The 24869-nt window shown below is 69.7% G+C and carries 24 protein-coding genes and 1 pseudogene; 13 read left to right on the top strand and 12 right to left on the bottom strand.

Annotated features, from left to right (window positions below; translation table 11 throughout):
- Window positions 1-20: 20 nt before the first annotated feature.
- On the bottom strand, window positions 21-1154 hold the full coding sequence (locus E8A49_RS08220; protein WP_293378824.1) for an HlyD family efflux transporter periplasmic adaptor subunit: 1134 nt from the start codon (window positions 1152-1154) through the stop codon (window positions 21-23).
- A 54-nt stretch (window positions 1155-1208) separates the two neighbouring features.
- Window positions 1209-2630, bottom strand: coding sequence for an efflux transporter outer membrane subunit (locus E8A49_RS08215; RefSeq protein ID WP_293378821.1), 1422 nt, complete (start codon window positions 2628-2630; stop codon window positions 1209-1211).
- A 105-nt stretch (window positions 2631-2735) separates the two neighbouring features.
- On the opposite strand from E8A49_RS08215, the gene E8A49_RS08210 reads away from it, so the two are divergent.
- The gene (locus E8A49_RS08210) at window positions 2736-3353 is read left to right on the top strand and encodes a TetR/AcrR family transcriptional regulator (protein WP_293378818.1); all 618 of its coding nucleotides are present in this window, start codon (window positions 2736-2738) and stop codon (window positions 3351-3353) included.
- On the opposite strand, the gene E8A49_RS08205 is transcribed toward E8A49_RS08210, so the two are convergent.
- The gene (locus E8A49_RS08205; protein ID WP_293378815.1) at window positions 3350-4465 is read right to left on the bottom strand and encodes a CapA family protein; all 1116 of its coding nucleotides are present in this window, start codon (window positions 4463-4465) and stop codon (window positions 3350-3352) included. The genes E8A49_RS08210 and E8A49_RS08205 overlap by 4 nt on opposite strands.
- Before the next feature lie 42 nt (window positions 4466-4507).
- Complete coding sequence (locus E8A49_RS08200; RefSeq protein WP_293378812.1) at window positions 4508-5413, bottom strand: LysR family transcriptional regulator; 906 nt, start codon at window positions 5411-5413, stop codon at window positions 4508-4510.
- Between the two features lie 147 nt (window positions 5414-5560).
- Between E8A49_RS08200 and E8A49_RS08195 the strand changes: the two genes are divergently transcribed.
- The 3 genes from E8A49_RS08195 to E8A49_RS08185 all read left to right on the top strand — a co-directional run bounded on the left by E8A49_RS08195 (window position 5561) and on the right by E8A49_RS08185 (window position 8001).
- A complete protein-coding gene (locus E8A49_RS08195) occupies window positions 5561-6016 on the top strand; it encodes a DUF3617 family protein (RefSeq protein WP_293378809.1) in 456 nt (151 codons plus the stop codon).
- A 127-nt stretch (window positions 6017-6143) separates the two neighbouring features.
- Window positions 6144-7328 (top strand): VWA domain-containing protein, encoded by a 1185-nt coding sequence (locus E8A49_RS08190; protein WP_293378806.1) that lies wholly within the window; start codon window positions 6144-6146, stop codon window positions 7326-7328.
- 10 nt (window positions 7329-7338) lie between these two features.
- Window positions 7339-8001: a TetR/AcrR family transcriptional regulator gene (locus E8A49_RS08185; RefSeq protein WP_293378803.1), complete on the top strand. Its 663-nt coding sequence runs from the start codon at window positions 7339-7341 to the stop codon at window positions 7999-8001.
- 102 nt (window positions 8002-8103) lie between these two features.
- On the opposite strand, the gene E8A49_RS08180 is transcribed toward E8A49_RS08185, so the two are convergent.
- Together E8A49_RS08180 and E8A49_RS08175 are read right to left on the bottom strand one after the other, a co-directional pair.
- Window positions 8104-9549, bottom strand: coding sequence for a UdgX family uracil-DNA binding protein (locus E8A49_RS08180; RefSeq protein ID WP_293378800.1), 1446 nt, complete (start codon window positions 9547-9549; stop codon window positions 8104-8106).
- Entirely contained in the window at window positions 9549-10784 is a 1236-nt protein-coding gene (locus E8A49_RS08175; protein WP_293378797.1) for a putative DNA modification/repair radical SAM protein, read from the bottom strand. The genes E8A49_RS08180 and E8A49_RS08175 overlap by 1 nt, the downstream gene beginning before the upstream one ends.
- A gap of 120 nt (window positions 10785-10904) precedes the next feature.
- Here E8A49_RS08175 and E8A49_RS08170 point away from each other — a divergent pair, with 120 nt between their 5' ends.
- From E8A49_RS08170 to E8A49_RS08145, 6 genes are all read left to right on the top strand, one after another.
- Window positions 10905-12995 carry a prolyl oligopeptidase family serine peptidase gene (locus E8A49_RS08170; protein ID WP_293378794.1) on the top strand — a complete coding sequence of 697 codons (2091 nt, stop codon included), beginning with the start codon at window positions 10905-10907 and terminating at the stop codon, window positions 12993-12995.
- A gap of 81 nt (window positions 12996-13076) precedes the next feature.
- Window positions 13077-13784: a glutathione S-transferase family protein gene (locus E8A49_RS08165; RefSeq protein WP_293378791.1), complete on the top strand. Its 708-nt coding sequence runs from the start codon at window positions 13077-13079 to the stop codon at window positions 13782-13784.
- A 42-nt stretch (window positions 13785-13826) separates the two neighbouring features.
- Window positions 13827-14705, top strand: coding sequence for a transglutaminase family protein (locus E8A49_RS08160; RefSeq protein ID WP_293378788.1), 879 nt, complete (start codon window positions 13827-13829; stop codon window positions 14703-14705).
- 47 nt (window positions 14706-14752) lie between these two features.
- Window positions 14753-14905 (top strand): hypothetical protein, encoded by a 153-nt coding sequence (locus E8A49_RS08155; protein WP_293378785.1) that lies wholly within the window; start codon window positions 14753-14755, stop codon window positions 14903-14905.
- 150 nt (window positions 14906-15055) lie between these two features.
- On the top strand, window positions 15056-15682 hold the full coding sequence (locus E8A49_RS08150; RefSeq protein WP_293378782.1) for a DUF6134 family protein: 627 nt from the start codon (window positions 15056-15058) through the stop codon (window positions 15680-15682).
- Window positions 15683-15831: 149 nt separating this feature from the next.
- On the top strand, window positions 15832-17151 hold the full coding sequence (locus tag E8A49_RS08145; RefSeq protein ID WP_293378779.1) for an MFS transporter: 1320 nt from the start codon (window positions 15832-15834) through the stop codon (window positions 17149-17151).
- Here the strand turns inward: E8A49_RS08145 and E8A49_RS08140 are convergent.
- The 6 genes from E8A49_RS08140 to E8A49_RS08115 form a co-directional block, all read right to left on the bottom strand.
- Window positions 17148-18224, bottom strand: coding sequence for a Glu/Leu/Phe/Val dehydrogenase dimerization domain-containing protein (locus E8A49_RS08140; protein WP_293378776.1), 1077 nt, complete (start codon window positions 18222-18224; stop codon window positions 17148-17150). The genes E8A49_RS08145 and E8A49_RS08140 overlap by 4 nt on opposite strands.
- 79 nt (window positions 18225-18303) lie before the next feature.
- Window positions 18304-19332 carry an alpha/beta fold hydrolase gene (locus E8A49_RS08135; protein WP_293378773.1) on the bottom strand — a complete coding sequence of 343 codons (1029 nt, stop codon included), beginning with the start codon at window positions 19330-19332 and terminating at the stop codon, window positions 18304-18306.
- Window positions 19333-19378: 46 nt separating this feature from the next.
- Window positions 19379-19699, bottom strand: a complete 321-nt coding sequence (locus tag E8A49_RS08130; RefSeq protein ID WP_293378770.1) for a DUF3253 domain-containing protein — start codon at window positions 19697-19699, stop codon at window positions 19379-19381.
- On the bottom strand, window positions 19699-20847 hold the full coding sequence (locus tag E8A49_RS08125) for an acyl-CoA dehydrogenase family protein (RefSeq protein ID WP_293378768.1): 1149 nt from the start codon (window positions 20845-20847) through the stop codon (window positions 19699-19701). The genes E8A49_RS08130 and E8A49_RS08125 overlap by 1 nt, the downstream gene beginning before the upstream one ends.
- A gap of 3 nt (window positions 20848-20850) precedes the next feature.
- Entirely contained in the window at window positions 20851-22047 is a 1197-nt protein-coding gene (locus E8A49_RS08120; protein ID WP_293378765.1) for an acetyl-CoA C-acetyltransferase, read from the bottom strand.
- 75 nt (window positions 22048-22122) lie between these two features.
- Complete coding sequence (locus E8A49_RS08115) at window positions 22123-22836, bottom strand: hypothetical protein (protein WP_293378762.1); 714 nt, start codon at window positions 22834-22836, stop codon at window positions 22123-22125.
- 136 nt (window positions 22837-22972) lie between these two features.
- Between E8A49_RS08115 and E8A49_RS08110 the strand changes: the two genes are divergently transcribed.
- The 3 genes and pseudogenes from E8A49_RS08110 to E8A49_RS23160 form a co-directional block, all read left to right on the top strand.
- Window positions 22973-23464 (top strand): PaaI family thioesterase, encoded by a 492-nt coding sequence (locus E8A49_RS08110; protein ID WP_293378759.1) that lies wholly within the window; start codon window positions 22973-22975, stop codon window positions 23462-23464.
- Between the two features lie 66 nt (window positions 23465-23530).
- A complete protein-coding gene (locus E8A49_RS08105) occupies window positions 23531-23887 on the top strand; it encodes a GFA family protein (protein WP_293378756.1) in 357 nt (118 codons plus the stop codon).
- A gap of 4 nt (window positions 23888-23891) precedes the next feature.
- Window positions 23892-24869 (top strand): annotated as a pseudogene (locus E8A49_RS23160) (MsnO8 family LLM class oxidoreductase); the annotation flags it as partial.

The following is a 24869-nucleotide window of genomic DNA, read 5'->3' as shown; positions in this document are numbered from 1 at the left end:
TCGCCTTCCTGACCTAGGGCCTACTTGCCGCCCGAGATGTCGACCGCGGCCTTCATGGACAGGCCCACCCGCAGCGGGTGCTGCGCCAGCTCGTTCCGCTGCAGGTCGATGCGCACCGGCAGGCGCTGCACCACCTTGATCCAGTTGCCGGACGCGTTCTGTGCGGGGATCAGCGAGAAGGCCGAGCCCGTGCCGCCCGACAGCCCGCGCACGCGGCCGTGGAACTTCACGCTGGAGCCGTAGAGGTCGGAAGTCAGCACTACCGGCTGGCCGGGGCGCACCTTCTTCAATTGCACTTCCTTGAAGTTGGCGTCGACATAGGCCTCCAGCGCCGGAACGACGGCCATCAGCGGCGCGCCGACGGCGACCTGCTGGCCGACTTCCACCTGCTTCTTGGAGATGATGCCGTCGATGGGGGCCTTCAGCACGGTGCGGTCGAGCATCAGCTGGGCGGCGTCGAGGCGGGCCTTCGCGGCGGCGACTTCCGGGTTCTGGTCGACGCTGACGCCTTCGATCAGCACGCGGTTGGCCTGACGGCTGCCGACGGCGGCGGCGCGGCTGGCCTGGGCCTGGGCGAGCGCGGCCTGGGCCTCGGCGTAGCGGTTGCGCGCATTGGTCAGCTCGTCGCCGCTCACCGCACCGGAGGCCGCGAGCGCCTGGCGGCGGTCCAGGTCGGTCTTGGTGCGGTCGAGGTCGGACTTGGCGCGGGCGATGTCGGCGTCGCGGGCGGCGAGCTGCCCGGCTAACGCGGTGTCGCTGGCCTCATAGCCGCGCACCTTGCGCTCCGCCTGGCCGAGCGCGGCTTCCGCCTGCTCAACGGCGATGCGGGCGTCGGCGTCGTCCAGCACGATCAGCGGCTGGCCGGCCTTCACCCACTCGGTCTCGCGGACCAACACCTTGGAGACCGGGCCGGAGATCAGCGGCGTCACCTGGGCCACATCCGCGCCGACGTAGGCGTTGTCGGTGCTGACCGTCTTGCCGCCGAAGAAGAAGACATAGGCGCCGTAGCCGAGGGCGGCCACCACCACCACGATGGCCAGGTAGATCAGCATCTGGCGGCGGCGCGACTTGGCCGCGGCGGGGCCCGAACCCTGGACGGCCGGTCCGGCGGTGTCGAGGCCCGGGGCCTTGGCGAGGGTGGCGGTGTTGGACATCTGTCGGGTCCTTGCAGATCGGCGTCTCGGGGAGCGTTCGGGGAGGATGAAGGATCAGGCGGCGGCGCGGTAGCCGCCGCCCAGGGCGCGGACCAACTCCACGTCGAGGGCAAGGCCGCGGGCTTCCAGGTCGGCGACGATGCGGCGGCGGCGCAGCACTTCCTGCTCGACCAGCAGCACGGCGGGATAGGTGGAAAGGCCGCCCTTGTAGCGCAGAGTGGCGACGCGGAAGGCGTCCTCGCTGGCGGCCAGGGAGGCGCGGCTGTCGGCCAGCTGTGACTGCAGCGACCGGTTCGAGGCCAGCACGTCGGCCACCTGATGGAAGGCCTCGGTGACGGCGGCGTCATAGCTGGCCACCGCGTCGTCGCGGTCGGCCTCGGCGCCGTGCAGCCCCGCGCGCAGCCGCCCGCCGTCGAAGATCGGCAGGGTCAACGCCGGGCCCAGCGAACCGATGTCCGAGCCGGAGGCGAACACCTTGGAGAGGTGCAGCGCCTGATCGCCGACGAAGCCGGTCAGGTTCACGTTCGGGAAGAATGAAGCGCGGGATTCCTTGATGCGGCTGGCGGCGGCCTCGGCGCGCCAGCGGGCGGCGGCGACGTCGGGGCGGCGGCCCACCAGGTTGGCGGCCAGCTCCGCCGGCACGCCCAGCGGCTTCAGGGCCGTGGCGCTCGGACGTTCGATGGCCAGGCCGCGGTCGGGGCCGGCGCCGGCCAGGGCGGCCAGGCGGTTGCGGGTGAGCGCGATCTGCTCGTCAATGGCCTCCAGGTCGGCCTTGGCCTGCAACGGTTCGGCCTCGGCCTGGCGCTGCTCGGCCAGGGTGTCCAGGCCATTGCGCACCCGGTCGGACACCAGCTTGGAGGTCTCACTCAGCGCGCTCAGCGACCGCTCGGTCACGTCGCGCTCGGCATAGAGGCGGGCGAGGTCGGCGTAGGCGGCGGCGACATTGGTGGACAGCATCAGCCGCGCCTCGGCGGCGTCGGCCTGGGCGGCGCGGGTGTCGGAGACGGCGGCGGCCACCGCGGCGCGGTTCTTGCCCCAGAAGTCGAGCTCCCAGTTGAAGTCGAGCGCGGCGCGGCCGTACCAGTTGTAGCCCTGCGGCACGAATTCCGGCGGGATGCCGAAGTTGTAGCTCTGCTTCGCCTGTTCGACGGAGGCGTCGGCGCTGAGGTTCGGCCGGGTCTCGGCGCGCTGGGCGGCGGCGAGCGACCGCGCCTTGCGCACCCGCGCCTCGGCGGCGGCCAGGCTCGGAGAGCCGGCCAGGGCCTCGGTCATCAGCCCGTTGAGCTGGGTGTCGCCATAGGCGGTCCACCAGGCGTCGTCCGGCCATTCGCGGGCGGGACCCGACAGCGACTGCGCAGTCGCATAGCTCGCCGTCGCCTTGGCCACCCGGGCCGGCGACGGGGCCGGCAGGGTGGCGCAGGCGCTGAGCGCGCTGGCCGCCAGCAGGGCGGCGAGAAGCGGGGTCTTGGACGTCATGAGCCGACTCTTGTCATACCGTACGGTACGGTCATATACTGTGCGGGACGATATAGCGAGTGTCAGATTGCCCCGTCAAGTCTGACCATACCGTACGGTTGGAAAATGCTGCTGACCAAGACCAAGCTGGACCGCGATCAGCGCCGCGAGCTGATCCTAGATGTGGCGCAGGAGGTCTTCTTGGAAGAGGGCTTCGCCGCGGCATCGATGTCGACCATCGCCGCCAAGCTCGGCGGGTCGAAGGGCACGCTCTACAACTACTTCAAAAGCAAGGACGATCTGTTCAACGCCTATGTGGAGCGGCGCTGTCTCTGGCAGGATGAAATCTTCGCCTCGCCAATGGGCGACGAGACGCCGGAGCAGACCCTGCGGCGGATCGCCCGGGCCTACCTCACCCGTGTGCTGACCGACTTCAACCTCAGGAACTTCCGCTTGATCAGCGCCGAGTCCGAACGCTCACCGGAGATCGGCCGCACCTTCTATGAGGCGGGGCCCCGCAAGGGCGCCGAACGGGTGGCGGAGTTGCTGGAGGGCATGGCCGAGGACGGTCAGCTCGACCTCGACGACCCGCTGGACGCCGCCCATCAGTTCCTGGGCCTGGCGCAGAACCGCTATTTCAAGGCCCGGCTCTGCAACGCCATCCCCGAACTCACCGAAAAGCAGATCGAGGACGAGGCCCGCCTGGCCGCCCGCACCTTCATGCGGGCCTTCGGCAAGCGCTAGGCCGCGGCGAACCGTCCGCCGTCCAGCCACCTGACCGATGCGCCGAAGGCGGCGCTGCGCCGCCGGATCAGGTCCAGGGTTCCAGCCGTGCGCTCCGGCCCGGCCACGGACGGCAGGCCGCGGGCGGCGTAGTCGCTGGGGCCCCCCTGCCCTTCCGCCGCCAGGTCGATGGCGGTGAGCTTCGCCTCGCGGAACGCCCCGCCCTCGAACCGCGCCTCGACGATGACGCCGCGCCAAACCTCGTCCGGATACTGGCCCGGCGGCGTCACGGTCTGGAAGAACAGGCTGCCCAGGTCATAGAAGATCGGCTTGCCCTCGAAGACCTCCAGGCCCTGGAGCAGCGGCGCGCCGTGGCTGACGAAGACGTCGGCGCCGGCCCGCAGGCAGGCCCGCGCGAAGCCCCGCTGCCACGGCGGGGTGTCGGCCATGTCCTTCTCCCAGCGGTGGTTGTGGTGGTAGGCGATCACCAGTCCGCCCCGCGCCTTCGCCGCCGCAAGCGCAGCCGTCACCCGCGCCAGGTCGGCAGGATCGACCGTCCCGTCGTCGGCCACTTTCAGCTCGTTGACGCCGGCCCGGTCGGACGTCGCCGCCGCGCCGGGCTTCAGGTTGCCGGTGGCGAAGGCGACCAGCCGCGCGGTCAGCCCGCCGGCCTCACAGGTCCCCGCACGGCTCGCGGCCTCCAGCGTCGGCCCGGTCCCGGCGTGGGCGACGCCACGGACATCCAGCGCCGAGATCGCGTCCATTACGCCGTCTACGCCAAAGTCGAAGGCGTGGTTGTTGGCGGTGGCGAGCAGGTTGATCCCGAGCCCCTTCAGGCAGTCGATCACCAGCGGCTCGGCCGCGTGCTGGAATGTCCCTTGCCGGGTCGAGACCTCGCCCTCGCGGGCGCGGATGGCGGTCTCCAGGTCGCTGAACCGCACGTCGCCGGCTTCGATCAGCTTGCGGACCGGCTGCAGGCCGGCCCAGGGCGCGCCGCGGACGTCGTGCTGGATCAGGCTCTGACCCAGCAGGATCAACCGCTGCGGCCCAGGCGTTTGCAGCTGGGGTTGGGCCAACCCCAGCGCCGGCGCGGCCGCCGCGCCCAGTCCCAGAAGCAGATCCCTGCGCCGCATGCCGCCCTCAACCCCACGCGACCATAGCTGAGGTTCCTCGCCTCACCAGCCTTCCCGCCGACGCCGCGCCTGGATGAAGGCCACGAAGGCGCCGAGCGCCGAGGGCGGGTGGCGGCGGCTGGGATAGTAGAGCAAGGGGCCGGGGAACGGCTCCGACCAGTCGGCCAGCACCTCCATGAGGCGGCCGCTGGCGAGATGATCGGCGACAAAGCCGTCCATGGTCTGCAGGAACCCCGCGCCATCAAGGGCCGCCTGCATCTGCAGCGTGATGCTGTTGCTGACCAACGGGCCGGTCACCGGCAGGCGCAGCGTCTCCCCGCCCCGCTCGAACTCCCAGGGCGGCTCGGCCCCGCTCGGGAAGCGCACCCGCAGGCAGGGCCGTTGCAGAAGCTCCCGCGGATGGGCCGGCGCGCCCCAGCGGGCGATCGTCTGCGGCGCGGCCGCCACCACATAGCGCTGCGGCGGGCCGAGCGGCACGGCGACCATGTCCTGCGCCAGGCTCTCCGACCAGCGCACGCCCGCGTCGAAGCCCTTGGCCACGATGTCGACCAGCGAGGTCTCGGCGATGATCTCCAGGCGCACGGCTGGATAGGCGGCCAGGAAGTCGGCGACCAGGGGCGCCAGCACCAGGGCCACGGCCGGCTCCGGCGCATTGATGCGCAAGGCGCCTGAGGGCGCGTCCTGCGCGGAGCGCGCCTCGTCCACCGCCGCGGCGATCTGCGCCAGCGCCGGCTGCAGCGAGGCCAGCAGCGCCGCCCCGGCGTCGGTCATGGCCACGCTGCGGGTGGTGCGGTTCAGAAGCCGCACGCCCAGCCGCGCCTCCAGGTCGCGCAGCGCCTGGCTCAGCGTCGAGGCCGAGACCCCGCGCTCCACCGCTGCGCGGCGGAAGTTGCCGTGGCGGGCGACCGCGGCGAAGTGGTCGAGGGCGCCAAGATCGATCCGGTCCATTGTCCGATTCTCCGCACAGTCCGCGCGGCATTATGCGGGCGGCCGGCGCAAACCGGCAGCGGATTGAAAGACTCCGGACATCAAGCCGAAATCCCGCCCCTGGCGGAGCAGTGTTACGCTTCCGACTCAGTCTGGGAGGTTCATGTCATGCTGAAACGCGCCGCACCGGTCGCCGCTGTCGTCCTCGCCGCGGCCGCCTCCGCCAGCGCGGCCCCGATGGTGCGGCACGCCGGCGAGTGGGAGACCCGCATCGACAACGGCCAGCCGATCCTCACCTGCTACACGGCCGATGCGCCCTTCGATGAGAACTACGTCATGCAGAAGATGTCGAAGATCCCCGGCGGGAACTGCAAGGTGAGCGACTTCGTCAGCACCGGCCCGGTCCTCTCCTACACGGTGTCGTGCCTGGTGGGCGGCAGCCAGATGACCTCCAGCGGCGCCATCACCGTCACCGGCCCCGACGCCATGACCGGCAAGATCCACAGCCACGGCGGCGTGCTCAAGATGGGGAACAACAAGCCGATGGCCATTCCCGACACCGACATGACCGAGGTCTTCCGCCGGCTCGGCCCCTGCAAGCCCGGCGACCGAAAAGGCGACTAGGACGCAGGCGTCCCAGGGGCGAGGGAACTGGACATCGCGGACCCCAGGCCGCATCCTCCGCGTTCAAACGAACGTTCGTCGCCCGGACGTCCGCCGCCCGAAACTCCGCCTTCAGGGGCCCCGTCGCATGTTCATGCGGTTCTTCACCGAGCTTCGCCAGGCAAAGGTGCCGGTGACGCTGAAGGAATACCTCGCCCTGATGGAGGGCCTCGACAAGCAGGTCATCGACCGCTCGGTCGACGAATTCTACTACCTGTCCCGCGCCGCCCTGGTGAAGGACGAGAAGAACATCGACAAGTTCGATCAGGTCTTCTCCCACGTGTTCAAGGGCCTGGAGCGGATGGGTGAGGACGTCGCCGTCGACATCCCCGCCGAATGGCTGAAGCGGCTCTCCGACCAGTTCCTCACCGAGGAGGAGAAGGCGCAGATCGAGGCCATGGGCGGCTTCGAGGCGCTGATGGAGGCGCTGGCCAAGCGCGCCAAGGAGCAGGCCGAGGAAGAGAGCGACGAGAAAGAGGGCAAGGGCCGCGGCCAGGGCGGGAACAACTCGCCCTTCGGCGCAAACGGCTATCACCCCGAGGGCGTCCGCATCGGCCAGGACAAGGGCCGCCACGGCAAGGCGATCAAGGTCTGGGACAAGCGCGAGTACAAGAACCTCGACGACCAGGTCGAGCTCGGCACCCGCAACATCAAGGTGGCGCTGCGCCGGCTGCGCAAATGGGTCCGCGACGGCTCGCCCGACGAGCTGGACATGGGCGGCACCATCAAAGGCACCGCCGAGAAGGGCTACCTGGACATCCAGATGCGCCCGGAGCGCCGCAACAAGATCAGCGTGCTGATCTTCTTCGACATCGGCGGCTCGATGGACAGCCATATCAAGGTCTGCGAAGAGCTGTTCAGCGCGGCGCGCTCCGAGTTCAAGAACATGGAGTTCTACTACTTCCACAACTGCCTCTATGAGAGCGTCTGGAAGGACAACCGGCGCCGTCACGCCGAGAAGCTGAACACCTGGGACATTCTCCACAAATTCCCCCACGATTACAAAGTGATCTTCGTGGGGGACGCGACCATGAGCCCCTATGAGGTCACCTATCCGGGCGGCTCGGTGGAGCACTGGAACGAGGAGGCCGGCGCCATCTGGATGGACCGGGTCTCGACCATCTTCGAGAGCATGATCTGGCTGAATCCGACGGCCGAGCGGCACTGGGACTACACGCCCTCCATCGGCCTGATCAAACAGCTGGTGGGCGAGCGGATGTACCCGCTGACGCTCCAGGGCCTGGAGAAGGCCATGAAGGAGCTCGCCCGCTAGGCGGGATGCGATGAGCGACTTCGAGACCGGCGCCTTAGAGCCCGCCGAGGGGCAAGACCAGGCCGCCACCAAGGCCGCCGTCTTCGCCGCCGCCGAGCGGCTGTTCGCCCTGCGCGGCTTCCAGAACGTCTCGGTGCGCGACATCACCGCCGAGGCCGGCGTCAATCTGGCCAGCGTGAACTACCACTTCGGCTCCAAGGACGCCCTGCTGTTCGAGATCTTCCGCCGGCGGACCAGCGAGCTGAACCGCGAGCGCGCGCGGATGCTGCACGAGGCGTCCGACCGCCACGCCGGCGCCCCGCCGCTGCGCGAGATCCTGGAGGCGCTGTTCGCCCCGCCGCTGCGCTGGGCCGACCCGGCCAACGACCGCCGCGTCAGCGTGCAGTTCATCATCCGCGCCCGCTCGGAAGGCACCGAGGAGATCCGCGAAGTGCTGCAGAACGACGTCAGCCACCTGGAGCGGTTCGCCGAGGCGCTGAAGAAGGCCTGCCCGTCCCTGCCGCCGGAGAGCGTCTACTGGCGGCTGCACTTCTGCCTGGGCATGGTGCACAACAACCGCTTCGTGGAATTCGACCGCCTGCACCACCTGTCCGGCGGCCAGACCCGCGAAGGCGACGTGGCGGCCTTGCTCGGGCGCATGCTCGACTTCGCCGAGGCGGGCTTCCTGGCCTAAGGACCGATCGCCATTCAAGGCGCTGGCGGGAAGGGCGCCGCCCTCCTCCTCGATGGAGGAAGAAGCGCGGATGACCCAGGCCCAGTTGACTGTCGGTCCAGCCTAGGCGGCCAGCGACCACGCGAAGGCGAGGTCCTCGACGAACAGCCCATAGGCCTTCGCCTTGGCGTCGGCGTCCGGCAACCGCAGCAGGTAGGACGGATGGTAGGTCACCACGCCCTGCGCCTGGTCGGCGAGCTGGTGCGCCTTTTGCCGTGAGGCGCCGATGGCCATGGGCTTGCCGAACACCGCGAGCGCCGCGGTGGCGCCCAGGGTCACGATCACCCGCGGCCGCACCAGGCGCCGCTCGGCGTCCAGCCACCAGCGGCAGACGGTCACCTCGCCGGTGTTCGGGGTCTTGTGCAGCCGTCGCTTGCCGCGCAGCTCGTGCTTGAAGTGCTTCACCGCATTGGTGACGAAAGCCTGGTCGCGGGGCGCGCCGGCCTCCGCCAGGGCCTTGTCCAGCATCTGGCCCGCGGGACCGACGAAGGGATGGCCGGCCAGGTCCTCCTGGTCGCCCGGCTGTTCGCCCACCAGCATCAGTTTCGCCCGGCCAGGCCCCTCGCCCGCCACGCCCTGGGTGGCGTCGCGCCAGAGGTCGCAGCGGCGGCACATCTGCACGGCGGCCGCCAGCTCTTCGAGGTTGTTCATCGCCTGGGCTTCGAAGGAGGCGTCGCGCATCTTGCGCTCCACCTGGCGGACGACGCGTCGGGCGGGCGTGGACGGGGCGTGGGCGACCATGGCGGCGGTGCGGCCTTCGGCTTTGGCGATCAGCTCGGGAATGAGCCGGGCTTCCGGCAGGTTCCGCCAATAGCGCTTGGGCATCTCCTTCTGCATGGCGCCGACCTTCAGCCGCGCCGGATTGAAGATCGAGGCGTAGTAGGCGCGCCAATAGTCCTCCAGGGCGTCCTCCCGCGGCGCCTCGGCGGGATCGGCGCCGGGCAGCGCCACCAGCGCCTCGGTGTCCCAGTGGACGCAGGCGTCCGGCGTCAGGATCGAAAAGGCCATGTTGGCGAAGCGGGCCACGAAGAAGGGCGCGGTGAGTTCGGTCACCCGATGCGCCGGCTCGAACCAGGCGACGTAGCGCTCGTCGCCCGCCTCATCCCTCGTCTGCCGGAAGCGGACGAAGGCCTTCATCTTGTGCGCCGCCAGGCTAACCGCCTTGGCGAGCCGGTGAGCCCGCTGGACCTGCGGATCGGAAGCGTCCTCCAGCAGCCGCGGCTCATGCCCCAGCCGCCAGAGCAGGCTGTAGAGCAGGGCGAACCGCTCGTCCGAACGGTGCAGCGCCACCAGGTCCGCCAGCTCGATGAAGGCCCGGGGCACGGTGAAGGCCTGGCCTGCGCCGGTCGGCCCGCCCTCGCCCATCGCCGAGCCCGCCAGGAGATCGCCGCCGGAGCCGTCGACCGTCCACAGCGTCTGCTCCGGCGCCACGCCGCCGGCCCGTAACGCCCGCGCCGCGCGACGCCAGCCGGCGACGTCCGTCTCCGAGGCCAGGCGCACCACCTCCATCAGAACAGCGCCATCTGCTCGGGCGGCGGCGCCAGCCGCGCACGCAGGTCGGCCCGGTCGGTGTCGGTGGGGCCGCCCGGCCGCCAGTCGAGGGTGACGATGAACGGCTTCAGCCGCTCCACCGCCCGCGTCAGCCGCGCCACGTCCTGCAGCCGCAGCGCTTTCAGCCGTCGCACCGCGATCATCTTGTCGGCCACCCGCACGCCCAGGCCCGGCACGCGCAGCATCTGTTCGCGATCGGCGGTGTTGAGGTCGACCGGAAACCCGCCACGGTTCTTCAGCGCCCAGGCGAGCTTGGGGTCGATCTCCAGCTCCAGGTCCTCGTGTTCGCCGATGATCTCGGCGCGCGCGAAGCCGTAGACCCGCATCAGCCAGTCGGCCTGGTAGAGCCGGTGCTCCCGCGCCAGCGGCGGCCGCTCCAGCGGCAGGCGTGCGGTGGCGTCCGGGATCGGCGAGAAGGCGGAGTAATAGACCCGCTTCAACCCATAGGCGCTATAGAGCGTCTCGCTGCGCTTGAGGATCTCTCCGTCGGGGGCCGTGTCGGCGCCGACGATCATCTGGGTCGACTGGCCGGCGGGCGCGTAGTTCGCCGGCCGCGCCTTGCGGCCCTTCTCCTGGCTGGCCTCGACGCCCAGGCGCACCGCGCCCATGGCCTTCTTGATGCTGGCGATCTCCTTCTCCGGGGCCAGGGCGGTCAGGCTCTCGTCGCGCGGCAGCTCGATGTTGATCGACACCCGGTCGGCGTAGCGCGCCGCCTCGTCGATCAGCGCCGGCGACGCCTCGGGGATCACCTTCAGGTGGATGTAGCCGCGGAAGTCGTGGACCTCGCGCAGGGTGCGCGCCACCCGGACCAGTTCCTCCATGGTGTAGTCCGACGAGCGGATGATGCCCGAGGACAGGAACAGGCCCTCGATGTAGTTGCGCCGGTAGAAGCCCAGCGTCAGGTCGCAGACCTCCTCGACGCTGAACCGTGCGCGCGGCGTGTTGGAGCTGACCCGGTTCACGCAATAGGCGCAGTCGTAGACGCAGAAGTTGGTCAGCAGGATCTTGAGCAGGCTGATGCAGCGCCCGTCCGGCGCATAGGCGTGGCAGATGCCCATCCCGCCCTCCACCGAGCCCAGGCCGCGGCCGCCCCGGCTATCGCGCCTGGTCCCGCCGGACGAGGCGCAGGAGGCGTCGTACTTGGCGGCGTCGGACAGGATTTCGAGCTTACGCTTCAGGTCGAGAGTGGGCATGCGCCGACCCTATTGTTCTCTTTTTGTTCACGCAAGCGGCGCCATGGCGATTGTCCGCCCCTGGTTGACGGACGCGCCGCGCCGGGCGATCCGGGACGCCTCAGCTTCCGGGGGGAACGCATGCGCCGAACGATCCTGGTCTCCGCCGCGGCGGCGGTCCTCAGCCTGGCCGCCGCCCCGGCGATGGCCGCCCCGGCCGAGGCGCCTTCCACCGCCAAGCCCGCACCGCCCCAGCCGCCGCTGAACGCCAGCGTCCGCGAGGTGCGCGACGTGCGCGAGGCGGTGCTATCGCCCGACGGGACCCTGGTGGCCGCGCCGATCGCCGACTCCACGGCCGACGGCGGCAAGACCCACATCTGGCTGCTCTCCGCCGACGGCAAGGCTGCGCGGCAGGCGACCTTCACCGGCGCCGAAGCCGATCCCGGCGAGCGCGGTCCGGCGTGGTCGAAGGATGGCCGGGGCCTCTTCTTCCTGGCCAAGCGGGGCAAGGCCGACCGGCTCTACCGGCTGCCCATGGCCGGCGGCGAGGCCGAGGCCCTGACCCTGGCCCGCCCGGCGACCGGCGCGTTGAAGTCGGGCTGGAACCTGAAGGTCGAGGACGCCGCCGACGTCGCGCCCAGCGCCTACGACATCTCGCCGGACAACAAGTGGATCGCCCTGGTCGCCGCCGACGGCGAGACCGCGGCGCGCGAGGCCGAGGTCAAGAAGAAGGACGACGCGGTCCGGGTCGGCCACGACGACCGCAAGACCGTCCGGCTCTACCTGGCCGACGCCGCCACCGGCCAGGCGCGCGAGATCGACCTGCCCGACAATGTCCGACAGGCCCGCTGGAGCCCCGGCTCCGACGAACTCCTGGTGATCACCGCGCCGCAGGACGAGGACCTCGGCCCCGCCGCGCGGCTGTGGCGGGTGCGCGCCGCCGACGGCCAGGCGACCCTGATCGCCGCCGCGCCAAACACCGTGCGCGAGGCCCTCTGGACCGCCGCCGGCGCGGTGTGGCTGGCCCAATGCGAGGAGGACGCGCCGCCGGGGTGCGCAGAGCTCTACGCCTACGATTTCGCGGCCGGCGCGGCGCGCGGCCTGACCAAGGGGCTGAAGGGCACGCTCTCCGAGAACCTGGTGGTCGAGAAGGGCGGCAAGACCCTGGTGACGCCGATCGAGGCGGGCGTGCGCCAGCGGCTGGCGCGCATCGACCTCGCCACCGGCGCGCTGAGCTGGATCGACGTCCCGTTGCCGGTCGTGGCGAGCATCCAGACCAATCCCAACGAGACCGCCTGGGCGATGATCGCCAGCGGGCCGCTGCAACCGCGTGCGGTCTTCGTAGCCGGACGCCTGGGCGACCTCGGGACCCGCCTCGCCGGCCCCGCCATGGTCCCCGCCGGCTGGCCGATGACCCCCAGCGAGACCGTCCATTGGAAGAACGGCAAGCTCGACGTCGAGGGCCTGATCTATCTGCCGAAGGGCGTCTCGGCGGCGGCCAAGGTCCCGCTGGTGGTGATCGTTCACGGGGGCCCGACCGGCCTCTTCCAGGACCGCTATTCCAACCAGGTGAACCTGCTGGTCGCCCAGGGCTGGGCGGTGCTGGAGACCAACCCGCGCGGCAGCCAGGGCTATGGCGCGGCCTTCGAGGCGGCCAACAAGAACGACCTGGGCGGCGGCGACTACGCCGACATCATGACCGGCGTCGACGCGGCGCTGGCCAAGTACCCGGTCGACCCGCAGCGCATGGGCCTGATCGGCTACAGCTACGGCGGCGAGATGGCGGCCTTCGTCGAGGGGCGCACCAACCGCTTCAAGGCGCTTGTCTCCGGCGCGCCGGTGATCGACCAGTTCAGCGAATACGGCACCGAGGACGGGTCGTTCTACGACCGCTGGTACTTCGGCAAGCCCTGGGAGCGGTTCGCCGACGCCTGGCGGCAGAGCGCGCTGGCCAAGGTCGGCCAGGCCAAGACCCCGCTGCTGCTGATCCAGGGCGAGGACGACCCCACCGATCCGCTCGGCCAGTCCAAGGAGATGTACCGCGCCATGCGGCAGGCCGGCGCGCCAGTGGTGCTGGTGACCTATCCGCGCGAGACCCACGCCACCCTGGGCCGGGGCTTCGCCGCGGAATCCACCCGCGAGCCCTGGCATGGCGACGACGTGCGCCGCCGGATGATCGCCTTCCTGGCCGACGCCTTCGCCGGGCGGCCGCCGGCGGCGGATACGCCCTGATGGTGCTCTAGCGACGCTTGCTGACAACAGGCTGTCAGCAGGCCCGCGTCACGATGCGAGCCTCGAATTCTGGAGGCTCCCATGATCGTCCTGTCCACCTTCGGCCCCCTGTGGGGCGTGCCCGATCCTAGCCCCTTCGTCATCAAGACCGAGGTTCAGCTGAAGATGTCGGGCCTCGCCTACCGCACAGAGCGCTGGCGGCCGACCGAAGGCCCGAAGGGCAAGGTCCCCTTCATCGTCGACGGCCCGGAGAAGATCGGCGACTCGGTGTTCATCCGCGACCACCTGCAGTGGACCTATGGGATCGACCTGGACGCCGGCCTGTCGCCGCGCGAACGCGCGCTGGGCTGGACGGTCGAGCGGATGATGGAGGACCACGTCTATTGGGCCATCGTCTACGCCCGCTGGGCGGTCCGGGAGAACTTCGACAAGGGCCCATCGATCTTCTTCGCCGGCGCGCCGGAGGAAGTACGCGAGGCCGCCTTCGAGCGCATGGGCCAGGTGCTGCACGGCCAGGGCTTCGGGCGCCACAGCCTGGAGGAGGTCGCCGATCTCGCCGGCCGGTCATTCGCCGCCGCCGCACTGCTGCTGGGGGAGGGGCCCTACCTGGCAGGCAAGACCATGGGCGGCGCCGACGCCAGCCTGTTCGCCGGCGTCGCCGCGGCCGCCGCGCCGCATTTCGACAGCCCGGTGCGCGACGCCGTCCTGCAGCATCCGAACCTCATCGCCTACCGGGACCGGATGATGGCGCGGTTCTATCCGCAGATGGCGAGGGCCCGGGCGGCTTGAGGCGTTGCGGGAACCTCGCGGGCGCTTACCTGTTGAGGCGTCATGGTCCGCCTCAGCATCCGCCACGAGACGCTCTATACCTATGAGCGTCCCGTCCGTTTCGCGGGCCATCGCCTGCTGGTGCGCCCGCGCGACACGCACGCGACCCGGGTGATCGACGCCCACCTGACGCTCTCGCCGCCCGGCGACACCCGCTGGCTCTATGACGCCATGGGCAACTCGGTGTGCTGCTTCCAGCCGCAGGGCGAAGGCCGGGCGCTGTCGATCGTCAGCGACCTGACCATCGAGCGCTATCCCGCCTCGCTGACCCGCCGCGACGTGGCCGACCCGCAGACCGCGACCCCGATCGTCTATTCCGCCGGCGACCGCGCCGTGCTCGCGCCTTTCATGGACCCGGCCAGCGAGGACGCCGACGGCCGGCTGCTGGCCTGGCTGCGCGACCAGGTCGAGAATCCCAAGGAGCCGGCGCTGGACTTCCTCCTGCGGCTCAACCGCACGATCCACGCCAGCTTCGAATACCGCGGCCGCGACCAGGGCGCGGCGCAGGAGCCCGGCCACACGGTCACCGTGGGCTCGGGCACATGCCGCGACTTCGCCTGGCTGATGGTAGAGGCGCTGCGCCGGCTGGGCTACGCCGCGCGCTTCGTCACCGGCTATCTCTATTCGCCGCGCCACGCCGCCGTGCGCGGAGCCGGCGCGACCCACGCCTGGTGCGAGGTCTTCCTGCCCGAGCTGGGCTGGACCGAGTTCGATCCCACCAACGCGCTGGCCGAGAGCCCGGACCTGATCCCTGTCGCCGTCACCCGCACGCCGGCAGAAGCGGCCCCGGTCTCCGGCGCCATCTACGGCGACGGTGGCCAATCCGAACTCACCGTTCACGTAGACGTGCGGCCCGCCGAGTCGCTTCCCGCCGCCGCGTGAGTCAAAACTGTCGCGGGGGGCCAAAAACAAGGAAGGGAGACGCCGCGATGACGCAGGGCTTCCAGCAACAGGACCCCGGCCTGAACTTCAACTTCCCGAAGTCCGCGCCGACGCCGCAGCACGGCCAGAAACCCGACCGTGCCAGCGCCGCCAAGCCCGCGCGTCCGTCGCGCTCGTTCGAGCCGCGCCCCGGGCACTGACCCCGCCATCCTCACGGATTGAGCGCCCGCCTCGGCCGCGACAACGCGCCCCGCGGCGACGCCGTCCGCAACCCTAGCGCATCCTTAGCGGTTCGGGTTTCGTATTCCCGCGCAAGTCGGCGTAGAGGGAAGCCGACGACGAGGTCTGCGATGTTCGAACGCCCTGCCCTGCTGACGTCCCGCCGCGCCGTCCTGGCCGGCGGCCTCCTGTTGCCGCTGGCGCCGCGCCTGACCTTCGCGGCGGGCCCCGTTCCGCGGAACCTGACCTTCGCGGTGTTCCGCAACGACTCCCACATCGGCGAGCATCACATCACCTTCACCGGCGACGGCGCGGCCTTCACCGCCACCACCGATGCGATCATGAACGTCAAGATCGGGCCCGTGCCGGTGTTCCGCTATCACCACCATGCGGTGGAGACCCACAAGGACGGCGCCTTTGCCTCGCTGGAGACCTCCACCACCACCAACGGCAGGGCCGAGCACGTGGTCGCCGAGCGGGAGGGCGGCGCGGTGCGGGTCGACTGCCCCAGCGGCAAGACGACCCTCAGCGCCGACACCAACCCGCTGACCCACTGGAACGAGCAGATCTTCGCCGGGCCGGTGTTCAACCCGCAGACCGGCAAGCTCCTGAAGGTGCGCGTCGCCAAGGTCGCCCCCAACCGCTGGGCGATCCACGGCGAGGTCGAGATGGAAGACACCTACGACGACGCCGGCGCCTGGCTGGCCGCCAAGGCCAGGGCCGACGACGGCTCGACGGTGGAATACCGCCGCATCTAGGCGGCGCTTGTGGCCCGGTTCTCTAGGCAGCGGCGCCTACGCCCTTTCGCCAGCCTCCCGGACTCTGTTAGACCGGACGCATTGCAGTCCCGCCTTTGCCGAAGGGCGCCGGCGCCGGTCGCCTGACGGCCGCGAGCGGCGTGGATCATTTGAGCGCCAAGATTGACCCCCTCGAGCCCGTCGCCGCCGAAGGCGACCTCGCCGAGCGTGAAGCGGCCTACGAGAAGTTCGTCTGGGACAACCTGAAGCGGAACTACCTCGGCAACTACCTGCACGGCATGCTGGGGATGACCGGCTTCAGGCTGGTTAATGCGCCGACCTTCCTGCCGGCCTACCTGCACCAGGTGTCGGGTTCCAACACCATCGTGGGCCTGGGCCTGGCGCTGCAGCAGTTGGGCGGGGTGCTGGCGCCGATCTTCGCCGGATCGCAGGTGGAGCACCGCAAGAAGGTGATGCCGGCGGCCATGTGGATGGGCGGCCTGGGCCGGATCGCCATCCTATGCATCGCGATCTCCGGCTGGGTGCTGAAAGGCCCGGCGCTGACCGCGGCGCTGTTGTTCTTCATCGCCATGTTCGGCCTCTTCATGGGCGCCCAGCGGGTGGTGTTCTCGCTGCTGCTCTCCAAGGTGATACCGCTCAGCCGGCGCGGGCGCCTGCAGGCCTGGCGCAGCTTCACCGGGAGTCTGATCGCCGCGGTCCTGGCCTGGGTGGCGGGGAAGTACTTCATCGGCCACAACCTGTTCGGCAACGGCTACTCCACGACCTTCGTCTTCGCCTTCATCCTCACCAGTCTGGGGCTCTCGGCCCTGCAGATCCTGCTACGCGAACCGGAACCGCCGACCACCCGGCCGCAGGCGCGCTTCCGCGAGCGGCTGCGGGACTTCCCACAGCTCATCGCCCAGGATCGCGGGTACGCCTTCTTCCTCGTGGTGCAGATGATGTCGAGCTCGGCGCGGATCGCGACGCCGTTTTACATCCTTTATGTCGGCAAGCTGATGCCGCTGACCGGGACTCTGATCGGCTCGTTGACCACGACCCTGCTGGTCGCCGACATGCTGTCGAACCTCATCTGGGGCAACCTCGGCGACAAGACAGGATTCCGCCTGGTCCTCCTGTTCGCGATCGTCACCTGGCTGGCGGCCACGGTGCTGTTGCTGGAGTTGCACACCCTGCCGGCGATCTACCTGGCCTTCTTCGGCCTGGGCGCGGCGCAAGCCGGCTACCTGATGTCGACCCAGACCATGATCCTGGAGTTCGGCCACCGCGACGACCTACCCATGCGCATCGCGGTCTCGGCCACCGCCGAGAGCATCACCGCCACGGCCGGGCCGCTGCTCGGCGGCTGGATGGCCGACCTGTTTGGCTACAGCTTCGTCTTCGGCGCCTCGGTCGGCATGCTCAGCGCCGGGCTGCTGATCCTGCTGCTGGCCGTCAAGGAGCCGCGCGGCGGCCGGCTGGCGGCGCTCTAGGCCGCCGCCTTCTGTTCCGCCGCCAGGGTGATGCGGGCCTTGGCCATTTCGTTGGCGACTTCGTGGGTCGGGCGGTGCTCGGCCTTGGAGCGGTCCAGCACCTCGGCCAGGGTCTCCATCAGCCGGTCGAGCTTGCCGGCCACCCAGTTGGGATCGAAAGCCTCGGTGCGGTCGAGCGCACGGATCTCGCCGGCCACATTGATGATGCCGCCGCCGTTGATGACGTAGTCCGGCAGGTAGAGCATCCCGCGGTCATAGACGGCGCGGCCGATCTCCGGGTCGGAGAGCTGGTTGTTGGCCCCGCCGGCGATCACCTTGCAGCGCAGGCGCGGCAGGGTGTCGGCGTTGACCGCCCCACCGAGCGCACAAGGGGCGAAGACGTCGGCCTCGGCGTCGAAGATCATATTCGGCGCGACGACCTGGGCGCCGGTCTTGTCGGCGATCTCGCGCAGGGCGTCCTGGTTCACGTCGGTGACGATCAGCTTCGCGCCCGCGGCGTGCAGCTTCTCGGCCAGGAAGCCGCCCACGTGGCCGACGCCCTGGATCGCCACGGTGACGCCGGCGAGGCCGCGGCCCAGCGCCCGCTCGACGCCCAGCTTCACACCCCGGAACACGCCCTCGGCGGTCACCGGGCTGGGATCGCCGGAGGCCGCGGCGTGGCCGGTCAGGCCGGCCACATAGCGGGTGGACCTGCGCGCGTGCATCAGGTCGGCGGGCGAGACGCCGACGTCCTCGGCGGTCCAGTACTTGCCGCCCACATCCTCGACCGCGCGGCCAAAGGCCTCGAACAGCGCCGGCGTCTTCATGGTGCGGCTGTCGCCGATGATCACGGCCTTGCCGCCGCCCAGCTCGAGGTCGGCCATGGCGTTCTTGTAGGACATGGCCCGCGAGAGCCTGAGCGCGTCCTCCAGCGCCAGCTCGGCGCTGGCGTAGGGCCACATGCGGCAGCCGCCGGCGGCCGGGCCGCGGGCCGTGGAATGCACGGCGATGATGCATTTCAGGCCAGTTTTTTCGTCGAAGAAGGCGTGGACGCCTTCGTGGCCCTCGAAGGCGGGGGAATCGAACAAGGTCATGCCGCGGACTTCACTGGTGCTGGGGAAGGATTTGCGGGGCCAGCCTCTACGCCTGACCGGTTAAGGGAACAACCCGGATTCAGGACCCGGCGCGCGCCTGGACCTGCGGGGCGGGCGGGGCTGAAGGCGCGGTGGGGATCTTCGGCGCGCCGGAGGGCAAGGCCCCTTTCGGGTCGCGGATGAAGGCCAGGATGTCCTTCCAGACCATCGGGCCTTCGTAGTCACGCATCATCAGGTGATAGCCGTGGGCATAGTAGGCCGAGCGGTCGGTGGGCTTCAGCTGCTTCGCCGCCTTGAAGGCCGCGTCCTTGGGGATGATCTGGTCGTGGGCGCCATAGAGGTAGAGCGTCGGCAGGCTGGCCTTGCCCACGTCGTCGGCCGCTTTGCCCATGGTGGTGACCAGGCCATAGAGGGTGTCCGAGCGCGCGCCCCAGATCATCAGGGGATCGCGGCCCATGGCGATCAGCTCGTCGATGTTGTCCGACGGCGTGACGTGCGAGGTGAGCCAGCTCGGCGGGGTGTAGACCTTGGGGCCGGTGAAGTTGGCGGCCAGCCAGAGCAGGGTCTTGTAGGGCAGCGGCTGCTCGCGCCAGCCCCAGACGGCCGGCGACAGCAGCACCAGCCGGTCGGCGGTGGGCGGCCGGTCGGAGGCGAAGGCTTCCGCCGCCACCGCCCCGCCCAGGCTCTCGCCGGCCACCACGATGAGGGCGCGCGGATACTTGGCGCGGGCCAGCGCGGCGACGGTGCGCAGGTCCTCGACCATCAGGTCGTCGCCGGCCCAGATGCCGCGGCCCGGCGAGCGGCCGAAGCCGCGCTGGTCGTAGGCGATGGTGGTGACGCCCTGCTCGGCCCACCAGGGCGCGGCCATGTGGAAGGCGTTGGCGTAGTCGTTCATGCCGTGGACGCCGACGATCACCGCCCAGGGATCGCCGCTTGTAGCGTCCCATTCCGACAGGCCGAGCTTGGCGCCGTCGAAGCTGACGATGTCGGTGGCCTCGATGCGAGGGCCTGAGAACCCCATCGGCGGATTGCCGGCCTGCTGCACCATGAGCGGGGTGCAGGCCCCGAGCATCAGGGCGGCTAGGATCAGGGCGGCGAAATGCGTCATCGTCGGCTTCGCAATGCCATATCGGTCCGGCGGTTTCGAGGCGCCTTCAGGTCGCAGCGCCGCCATCCGCCTCAAGGTCGCCCCCAGGGTCGCCCTCTGAGCCCTCCTCGACCACGCCCTCGCCCGCCAGCGGCAGGCGCAGGCGGTAGACGCCCTTGAAGTCGTCCGGGTCGGCCGCCTTGTTGTGCCGCAGGATCACGAGCTTGCCCTGCCGCGCCAGCCCGCGGGCCACGGCGCGGACGTGGCCCAGGGTGCGACGCCAACCCTCCGGATCGGCGGCGCGGGCCACCTCCTCCGGCGACACCGATTTGCCCGGCGCGACCTTCGCCAGGAGGTCGAAGATCGCGGTCTCCAGGACCTCGCTCATCAGCCGCCCCGCTTCAGGGTCTCGCGGGCGATGACCACCTGCTGGATCTGGCTGGCGCCCTCGTAGATACGGAAGATGCGCACGTCGCGGTAGAACCGCTCTATGCCGTAATCAGCGACATAGCCGGCGCCGCCGAAGATCTGCACCGCCCGGTCCGCCACCCGCCCCACCATTTCCGAAGCAAAATACTTCGCGGCCGCGGCCTCCATCGTAATGTTCTGGCCGGCGTCGCGCTTGCGGGCGGTCTCCATGGTGAGCGCCTTAGCCGCCAGGCTCTCGGTCTTGGAGTCGGCGATCATCCCCTGCAGCAGCTGGAAGTTCGACAGCGCCTGGCCGAACTGCTTGCGCTCGCCCATGTAGGCCACGCAGTCCTTGATCAGCCGCTCGGCGACGCCGATGCAGACCGCCGAGATGTGCAGCCGGCCGCGGTCCAGCACCTGCATGGCGACCTTGAAGCCTTCGCCTTCGCGTCCCAGGCGGTTCTCCACGGGCACGCGGACATTGTCGAAGATCACGTCGCAGATGTGGGCGCCCTGTTGGCCCATCTTCTTCTCGGGCTTGCCCACCGACAGGCCGGGCAGATTGCGCTCCACCAGGAAGGCCGAGACGCCGCCCGCGCCGGGCTTGTCGGGATCGGACCGCGCCATGACCGTGAAAAGGTCGGCCTTGTTGGCGTTGGTGATGTACCGCTTCGACCCGTTCAGCACATAGTGGTCGCCGTCCAGGATGGCGCGGGTCTGGACGTTGGCGCTGTCCGACCCCGCCTCGGGTTCGGTGAGCGCGAAGGAGGTGATGATCTCGCCCGAGGCGATGCCCGGCAGGTACTTCTGCTTCTGATCCTCGGTGCCGAACATCACCAGCCCCTGGCTGCCGATGCCGACGTTGGTGCCGAAGGCCGAGCGGAAGGCCGGGCTTGTGCGGCCGAGCTCCACGGCCACCAGGCACTCGTCCTCCATCGAGAGGTCCAGGCCGCCATAGGCTTCGGGGATCGACAGGCCGAAGAGCCCCAGGCCCTTCATCTCCTCGATCACCTCCGGCGAGATGGCGTCGTCTTCCGACACCTTCGCCTCCAAAGGCCGCAAGCGTTCGGCGACGAAGCGGGCGACGGTGTCGATCAGCTGTTCGCGGGTTTCGGGATCCAGCGCCATGGGTCAGGCGCGCTCGAAGATGGCGGCGATGCCCTGGCCGCCGCCGATGCACATGGTCTCCAGGCCATACTTGCCGTCACGCCGCTGCAGCTCGCGCAGCAGGTTGGCGAGGATGCGTCCGCCGGTGGCGCCGATCGGGTGGCCGAGCGAGATGCCGGAACCGTTGACGTTCAGCCGGTCGCGCTCGTCCCAGCCCCAGCCCTTGAGCACCGCCAACACCTGCGGCGCGAAGGCCTCGTTCAACTCCACGAGGTCGATGTCGTCCCAGGAGAGGCCGGTGCGTTCGAACAGGCGCTTCACCGCCGGCACCGGGCCGATGCCCATGCGCGAGGGGTCGCAGCCCGCCGCCGCCCAGCTCACGAAATAGCCCATGGGCTCCAGGCCGAGCTCCTCCAGCTTGTCCTCGGCGACCACCAGGCAGGCGGCGGCGGCGTCATTCTGCTGGCTGGCGTTGCCGGCGGTGACCACGCCGTCCTTCTCGATGGGGCGCAGCTTGCCGAGGCTCTCCGCCGTCGCGTCGGGCCGCACGCCCTCATCCTTGGCGAAGACGATCGGATCGCCCTTCTTCTGGGGCACCGAGACCGGCACGACCTCATCGTCGAACTTGCCGTCCGCCCAAGCGGCTGCGGCGCGCTTGTGGCTCTCGGCGGCGTATTCGTCCGAGGCCTCGCGGCTGATCTGGTAGTCGCGCGCCAGGTTGTCGGCGGTCTCGATCATACCGCTGATCACCCCGAAGCGCTCGATGGGCTGGCTCATCACCCGCCCGCGCGCCAGGCGGTCGTGCATGGTCACCGACCCGGCCCGCGCGCCCTTGCGCATGTCGGTGGTGTAGTACTCGACGTTGCTCATGCTCTCGACGCCGCCGGCCACCACCACGTCGGCGACGCCGGTCTGCACCATCATCGCGGCGTCCACCACCGCCTGCAGGCCCGATCCGCAACGGCGGTCGAGCTGGTAGCCCGGCACCTCGATCGGCAGGCCCGCCGCCAGCGCCGACCACCGCGCGATGCACGGCGCCTCGCCCGAGCCGTAGCCCTGGGCGAAGATCACGTCGTCGATCCTGCCCGGATCGACGCCCGTGCGCTCCACCAACGCCTTCAGCACCACCGCACCCAGGTCGCCGGCGGTCATGTCCGACAGCGCGCCCATGTATTTGCCGACGGCGGTGCGGATGGGAGAGACGATGGCGGCGCGCTTCATGACAGGTCCTCGCAGGCGTTGGAGCGCCGGCAAACTAGTGTTTGAACCCGCCCGCAGCAAACCCTTCGGCGCGCCCTATTCGAATTCCTCCCAGACGCCATTCCGACGAAGCAGCAGGCGGTCGCTGAGGAAGTTCGCCGTCCTATAGCCCTCAGCGACGCGCCTCAGGGTTTGGATGAGTTCGCCCTCGCTCACTTTGGCGACAATGAGCTTGTCGAGTTCGATGGGAGAAACCACCAGATCGCCGGCGCCCGCCAGATTGGAATGGTTCCAGAAGGCGTCATCCGCAAGAAGGCTGGAGGCCAGTCCGACCTTCGTAGCCAGGGTGGCCACGCGTCCCGGCTCTAGTATGGGCGGGACCATTTTCACACGGGTTCGAAGATTCCCCAAAGCTCGCGCCCAAATCGCGGCGTCATCCATTCCAAGCTGATTTCGCAACACGCTCGCTCTGAGGAATGCGCTCCGCTCTGGCGTGTCCATCACAGCGATGGCGATGAGATTTCCCAAGATGGGTCGAGCCAAGCCTCTGTCATTGGCTTGATAGTCCTCAGCTGAGCTGTCCGTCGAACGCACGACGACAACGAGACCTTCGGGCGTCGCCGAAACCGGTTTGTCGAAAAAGAAATTCGCAGCCTGTTCCACGAGCGAATCCAACGCGCGCGGATGTTGTCGATACAAGTGATACGGATGCGTCACCGTGGTCCAATCGCCGTTCTCTCGGACCAGTGCGGCCTCACCATCGGTCTCCGCTTTGACGCTCGGGTCCCGTCTGGAGACCTCTGCGATCACGCGACCCCTGAACTCCTCGATCGTAAGCGGCGCTGTGCGCCCGCGACCCAGGAATCCAAACAACCCACCCTTTCCCATGCATCTCCCCCATGCTTTGAGGATATGACCTCTAGCTCAACTGGAACAGATTGGGAACATGGACGGCGCGGCCGAAGACAACAACTACGCCTCGAAGCTGCGGGTCGTGACCGAGGGCGAGTGGGCGGGCTGGAGCTCGTATCCGGGCGGCGACCCATTCGAGGACCTGGCGGGGCCGTTCTACTGCCGGATCGACGAAGCGGGCGCGCGGGTCTGCGCCTTCCGCGCCGAGCGCAAACACATGAACGGCGGGATGTTCATGCACGGTGGCTGCGTCATGACCTTCGCCGACTTCTGCCTGTTCTGGATCGCCCGCGAGGCCATCGACGGCACGAACAGCGTCACAGCCACCTTCAACGGCGAGTTCGTCGGCTCGGCGGGGATCGGCGACCTCGTGGAATGCCGCGGCGAGGTGGTGAAGGCCGCGCGCTCCATGGTCTTCGTGCGCGGGATCATCTCCAATGCGTCGCGGGACGGCGCCCCGATGATGAGTTTCTCCTCGGTGCTCAAAAAGACCGGGGTGCTCAAAAAGACAGGACTGGGTTCCTAAGTAGGCGTGAGGGACAGGCCAAGCGGCCCCGTCCAAACAAAGAGCGACCATAGGGAGCCGCCGCCGATGATCGAGGCCGCCTGCCACTGCGGAGCCGTGCGCCTGACCGCGCCCGAGCCGCCGGAAGCCGTCACCGAATGCAACTGTTCGATCTGCCGCAAGCTCGCGGCGCGCTGGGCCTACTACAAGCAATCGGAGGTTGGGATGCCAAAGGCCGGCTCGACCCAGCCCTATGTCTGGGGCGACCGGATGCTGGCCTTCCACCGCTGCAAGACCTGCGGCGTCACCACCCACTGGCAGAGCCTCGACGGCGCCCGCGACCGCATGGGGATCAACGCGCGGCTGATGGACGCCATCGACTGGCCCAACACGCGCGTCCGCCCCTTCGACGGCGCCGACACCTGGAAGTATCTGGACGAGTGAGCCGGTGATCCTGTCGGCCCTCGACCTGTCGCCGGTGACCGGCGAGGCCACCCAGGCGCAGGCGGTGCGCGAGACGATCGAGATCGCCCGAGCCGTCGAGCGCCTCGGCTATCATCGGCTCTGGCTGTCCGAGCACCACAGCATCGCGGGCCTGGGCTCGGCCGCGCCGGAGATCCTGATCGCGGCCCTGACCCAGGCGACCACCACCCTGCGGCTGGGCTCCGGCGGCGTCATGCTGGTCAATTATTCGCCGCTGAAGGTGGCGGAGGTGTTCATGGCGTTGGAGGCCCTGGCGCCGGGCCGCATCGACCTGGGCCTGGGCCGCGCGCTCGGCGCCGACGCGCGCACCGGCGGCGCGCTTCGCTCCGTGGGCTCGGAGGCGTTCCCGCAGTATTTCCACCTCCTGACCACCTGGCTGCTCGACGCCTCGGGCAAGGCGCCGATCGGCGACGACCATCCGCTGCACGACATCCACGCCAATCCCGCCGGGCCCTCGCACCCGGACGTCTTCGTGCTCTGCACCTCGGAGGAGAGCGCCGCCTTCGCCGGCCAGATGGGCGTCGGCATGGTGTTCGCCGAGTTCATCGCTCGGACCGACGGCGGGCCGGCGGTGGCGGCCTACCGCGCGGCCTTCCAGCCGTCGCAATTCCGCAGCGGGCCCTGGTCCGGGATCGCGTTGGTCGCCTACGCCGCCGACACCGCCGAGCAGGCTTGGCGCGAGGACGCCCTGCGCCGCGCGGCCAACGTCTCCATGCTGGCCGGCCGCCGGCGCCGCTTCCTCGACCTGGAGAGCGCCGAGACCTTCCTGGCGGAGTTCGCGAGCACGCCGGTGCGGACCCTGGTGGAGACGCGCACCATCGCCGCCGACGCCCCCGCCGTCCACGCGCGGCTCGTGGACAAGGCTAGCGAGGCCCATGCCGACGAGGTCTTCGTCATGGCGGTCGGGCCTTCCCTCGACGCCCGAATCCGCTCCCTTGAACTG

The organism is Phenylobacterium sp., from assembly GCF_004799515.1.
Lineage (GTDB): Bacteria > Pseudomonadota > Alphaproteobacteria > Caulobacterales > Caulobacteraceae > Phenylobacterium.
This window is presented reverse-complemented; position numbering and strand designations above follow the sequence as displayed.

What these genes read in the sequence shown, in the direction of transcription:
- E8A49_RS08215 (WP_293378821.1), bottom strand. Translation starts at nt 2,630, where the DNA reads ATGACGTCCAAGACCCCGCTTCTCGCCGCCCTGCTGGCGGCCAGCGCG.
- E8A49_RS08125 (WP_293378768.1), bottom strand. Translation starts at nt 20,847, where the DNA reads ATGGCGCTGGATCCCGAAACCCGCGAACAGCTGATCGACACCGTCGCC.
- E8A49_RS08130 (WP_293378770.1), bottom strand. Translation starts at nt 19,699, where the DNA reads ATGAGCGAGGTCCTGGAGACCGCGATCTTCGACCTCCTGGCGAAGGTC.
- E8A49_RS08220 (WP_293378824.1), bottom strand. Translation starts at nt 1,154, where the DNA reads ATGTCCAACACCGCCACCCTCGCCAAGGCCCCGGGCCTCGACACCGCC.
- E8A49_RS08135 (WP_293378773.1), bottom strand. Translation starts at nt 19,332, where the DNA reads ATGACGCATTTCGCCGCCCTGATCCTAGCCGCCCTGATGCTCGGGGCC.
- E8A49_RS08205 (WP_293378815.1), bottom strand. Translation starts at nt 4,465, where the DNA reads ATGCGGCGCAGGGATCTGCTTCTGGGACTGGGCGCGGCGGCCGCGCCG.
- E8A49_RS08150 (WP_293378782.1), top strand. Translation starts at nt 15,056, where the DNA reads ATGTTCGAACGCCCTGCCCTGCTGACGTCCCGCCGCGCCGTCCTGGCC.
- E8A49_RS08140 (WP_293378776.1), bottom strand. Translation starts at nt 18,224, where the DNA reads ATGACCTTGTTCGATTCCCCCGCCTTCGAGGGCCACGAAGGCGTCCAC.
- E8A49_RS08170 (WP_293378794.1), top strand. Translation starts at nt 10,905, where the DNA reads ATGCGCCGAACGATCCTGGTCTCCGCCGCGGCGGCGGTCCTCAGCCTG.
- E8A49_RS08210 (WP_293378818.1), top strand. Translation starts at nt 2,736, where the DNA reads ATGCTGCTGACCAAGACCAAGCTGGACCGCGATCAGCGCCGCGAGCTG.
- E8A49_RS08195 (WP_293378809.1), top strand. Translation starts at nt 5,561, where the DNA reads ATGCTGAAACGCGCCGCACCGGTCGCCGCTGTCGTCCTCGCCGCGGCC.
- E8A49_RS08165 (WP_293378791.1), top strand. Translation starts at nt 13,077, where the DNA reads ATGATCGTCCTGTCCACCTTCGGCCCCCTGTGGGGCGTGCCCGATCCT.
- E8A49_RS08155 (WP_293378785.1), top strand. Translation starts at nt 14,753, where the DNA reads ATGACGCAGGGCTTCCAGCAACAGGACCCCGGCCTGAACTTCAACTTC.
- E8A49_RS08120 (WP_293378765.1), bottom strand. Translation starts at nt 22,047, where the DNA reads ATGAAGCGCGCCGCCATCGTCTCTCCCATCCGCACCGCCGTCGGCAAA.
- E8A49_RS08105 (WP_293378756.1), top strand. Translation starts at nt 23,531, where the DNA reads ATGATCGAGGCCGCCTGCCACTGCGGAGCCGTGCGCCTGACCGCGCCC.
- E8A49_RS08175 (WP_293378797.1), bottom strand. Translation starts at nt 10,784, where the DNA reads ATGCCCACTCTCGACCTGAAGCGTAAGCTCGAAATCCTGTCCGACGCC.
- E8A49_RS08160 (WP_293378788.1), top strand. Translation starts at nt 13,827, where the DNA reads ATGGTCCGCCTCAGCATCCGCCACGAGACGCTCTATACCTATGAGCGT.
- E8A49_RS08200 (WP_293378812.1), bottom strand. Translation starts at nt 5,413, where the DNA reads ATGGACCGGATCGATCTTGGCGCCCTCGACCACTTCGCCGCGGTCGCC.
- E8A49_RS08110 (WP_293378759.1), top strand. Translation starts at nt 22,973, where the DNA reads ATGGACGGCGCGGCCGAAGACAACAACTACGCCTCGAAGCTGCGGGTC.
- E8A49_RS08185 (WP_293378803.1), top strand. Translation starts at nt 7,339, where the DNA reads ATGAGCGACTTCGAGACCGGCGCCTTAGAGCCCGCCGAGGGGCAAGAC.
- E8A49_RS08180 (WP_293378800.1), bottom strand. Translation starts at nt 9,549, where the DNA reads ATGGAGGTGGTGCGCCTGGCCTCGGAGACGGACGTCGCCGGCTGGCGT.
- E8A49_RS08190 (WP_293378806.1), top strand. Translation starts at nt 6,144, where the DNA reads ATGTTCATGCGGTTCTTCACCGAGCTTCGCCAGGCAAAGGTGCCGGTG.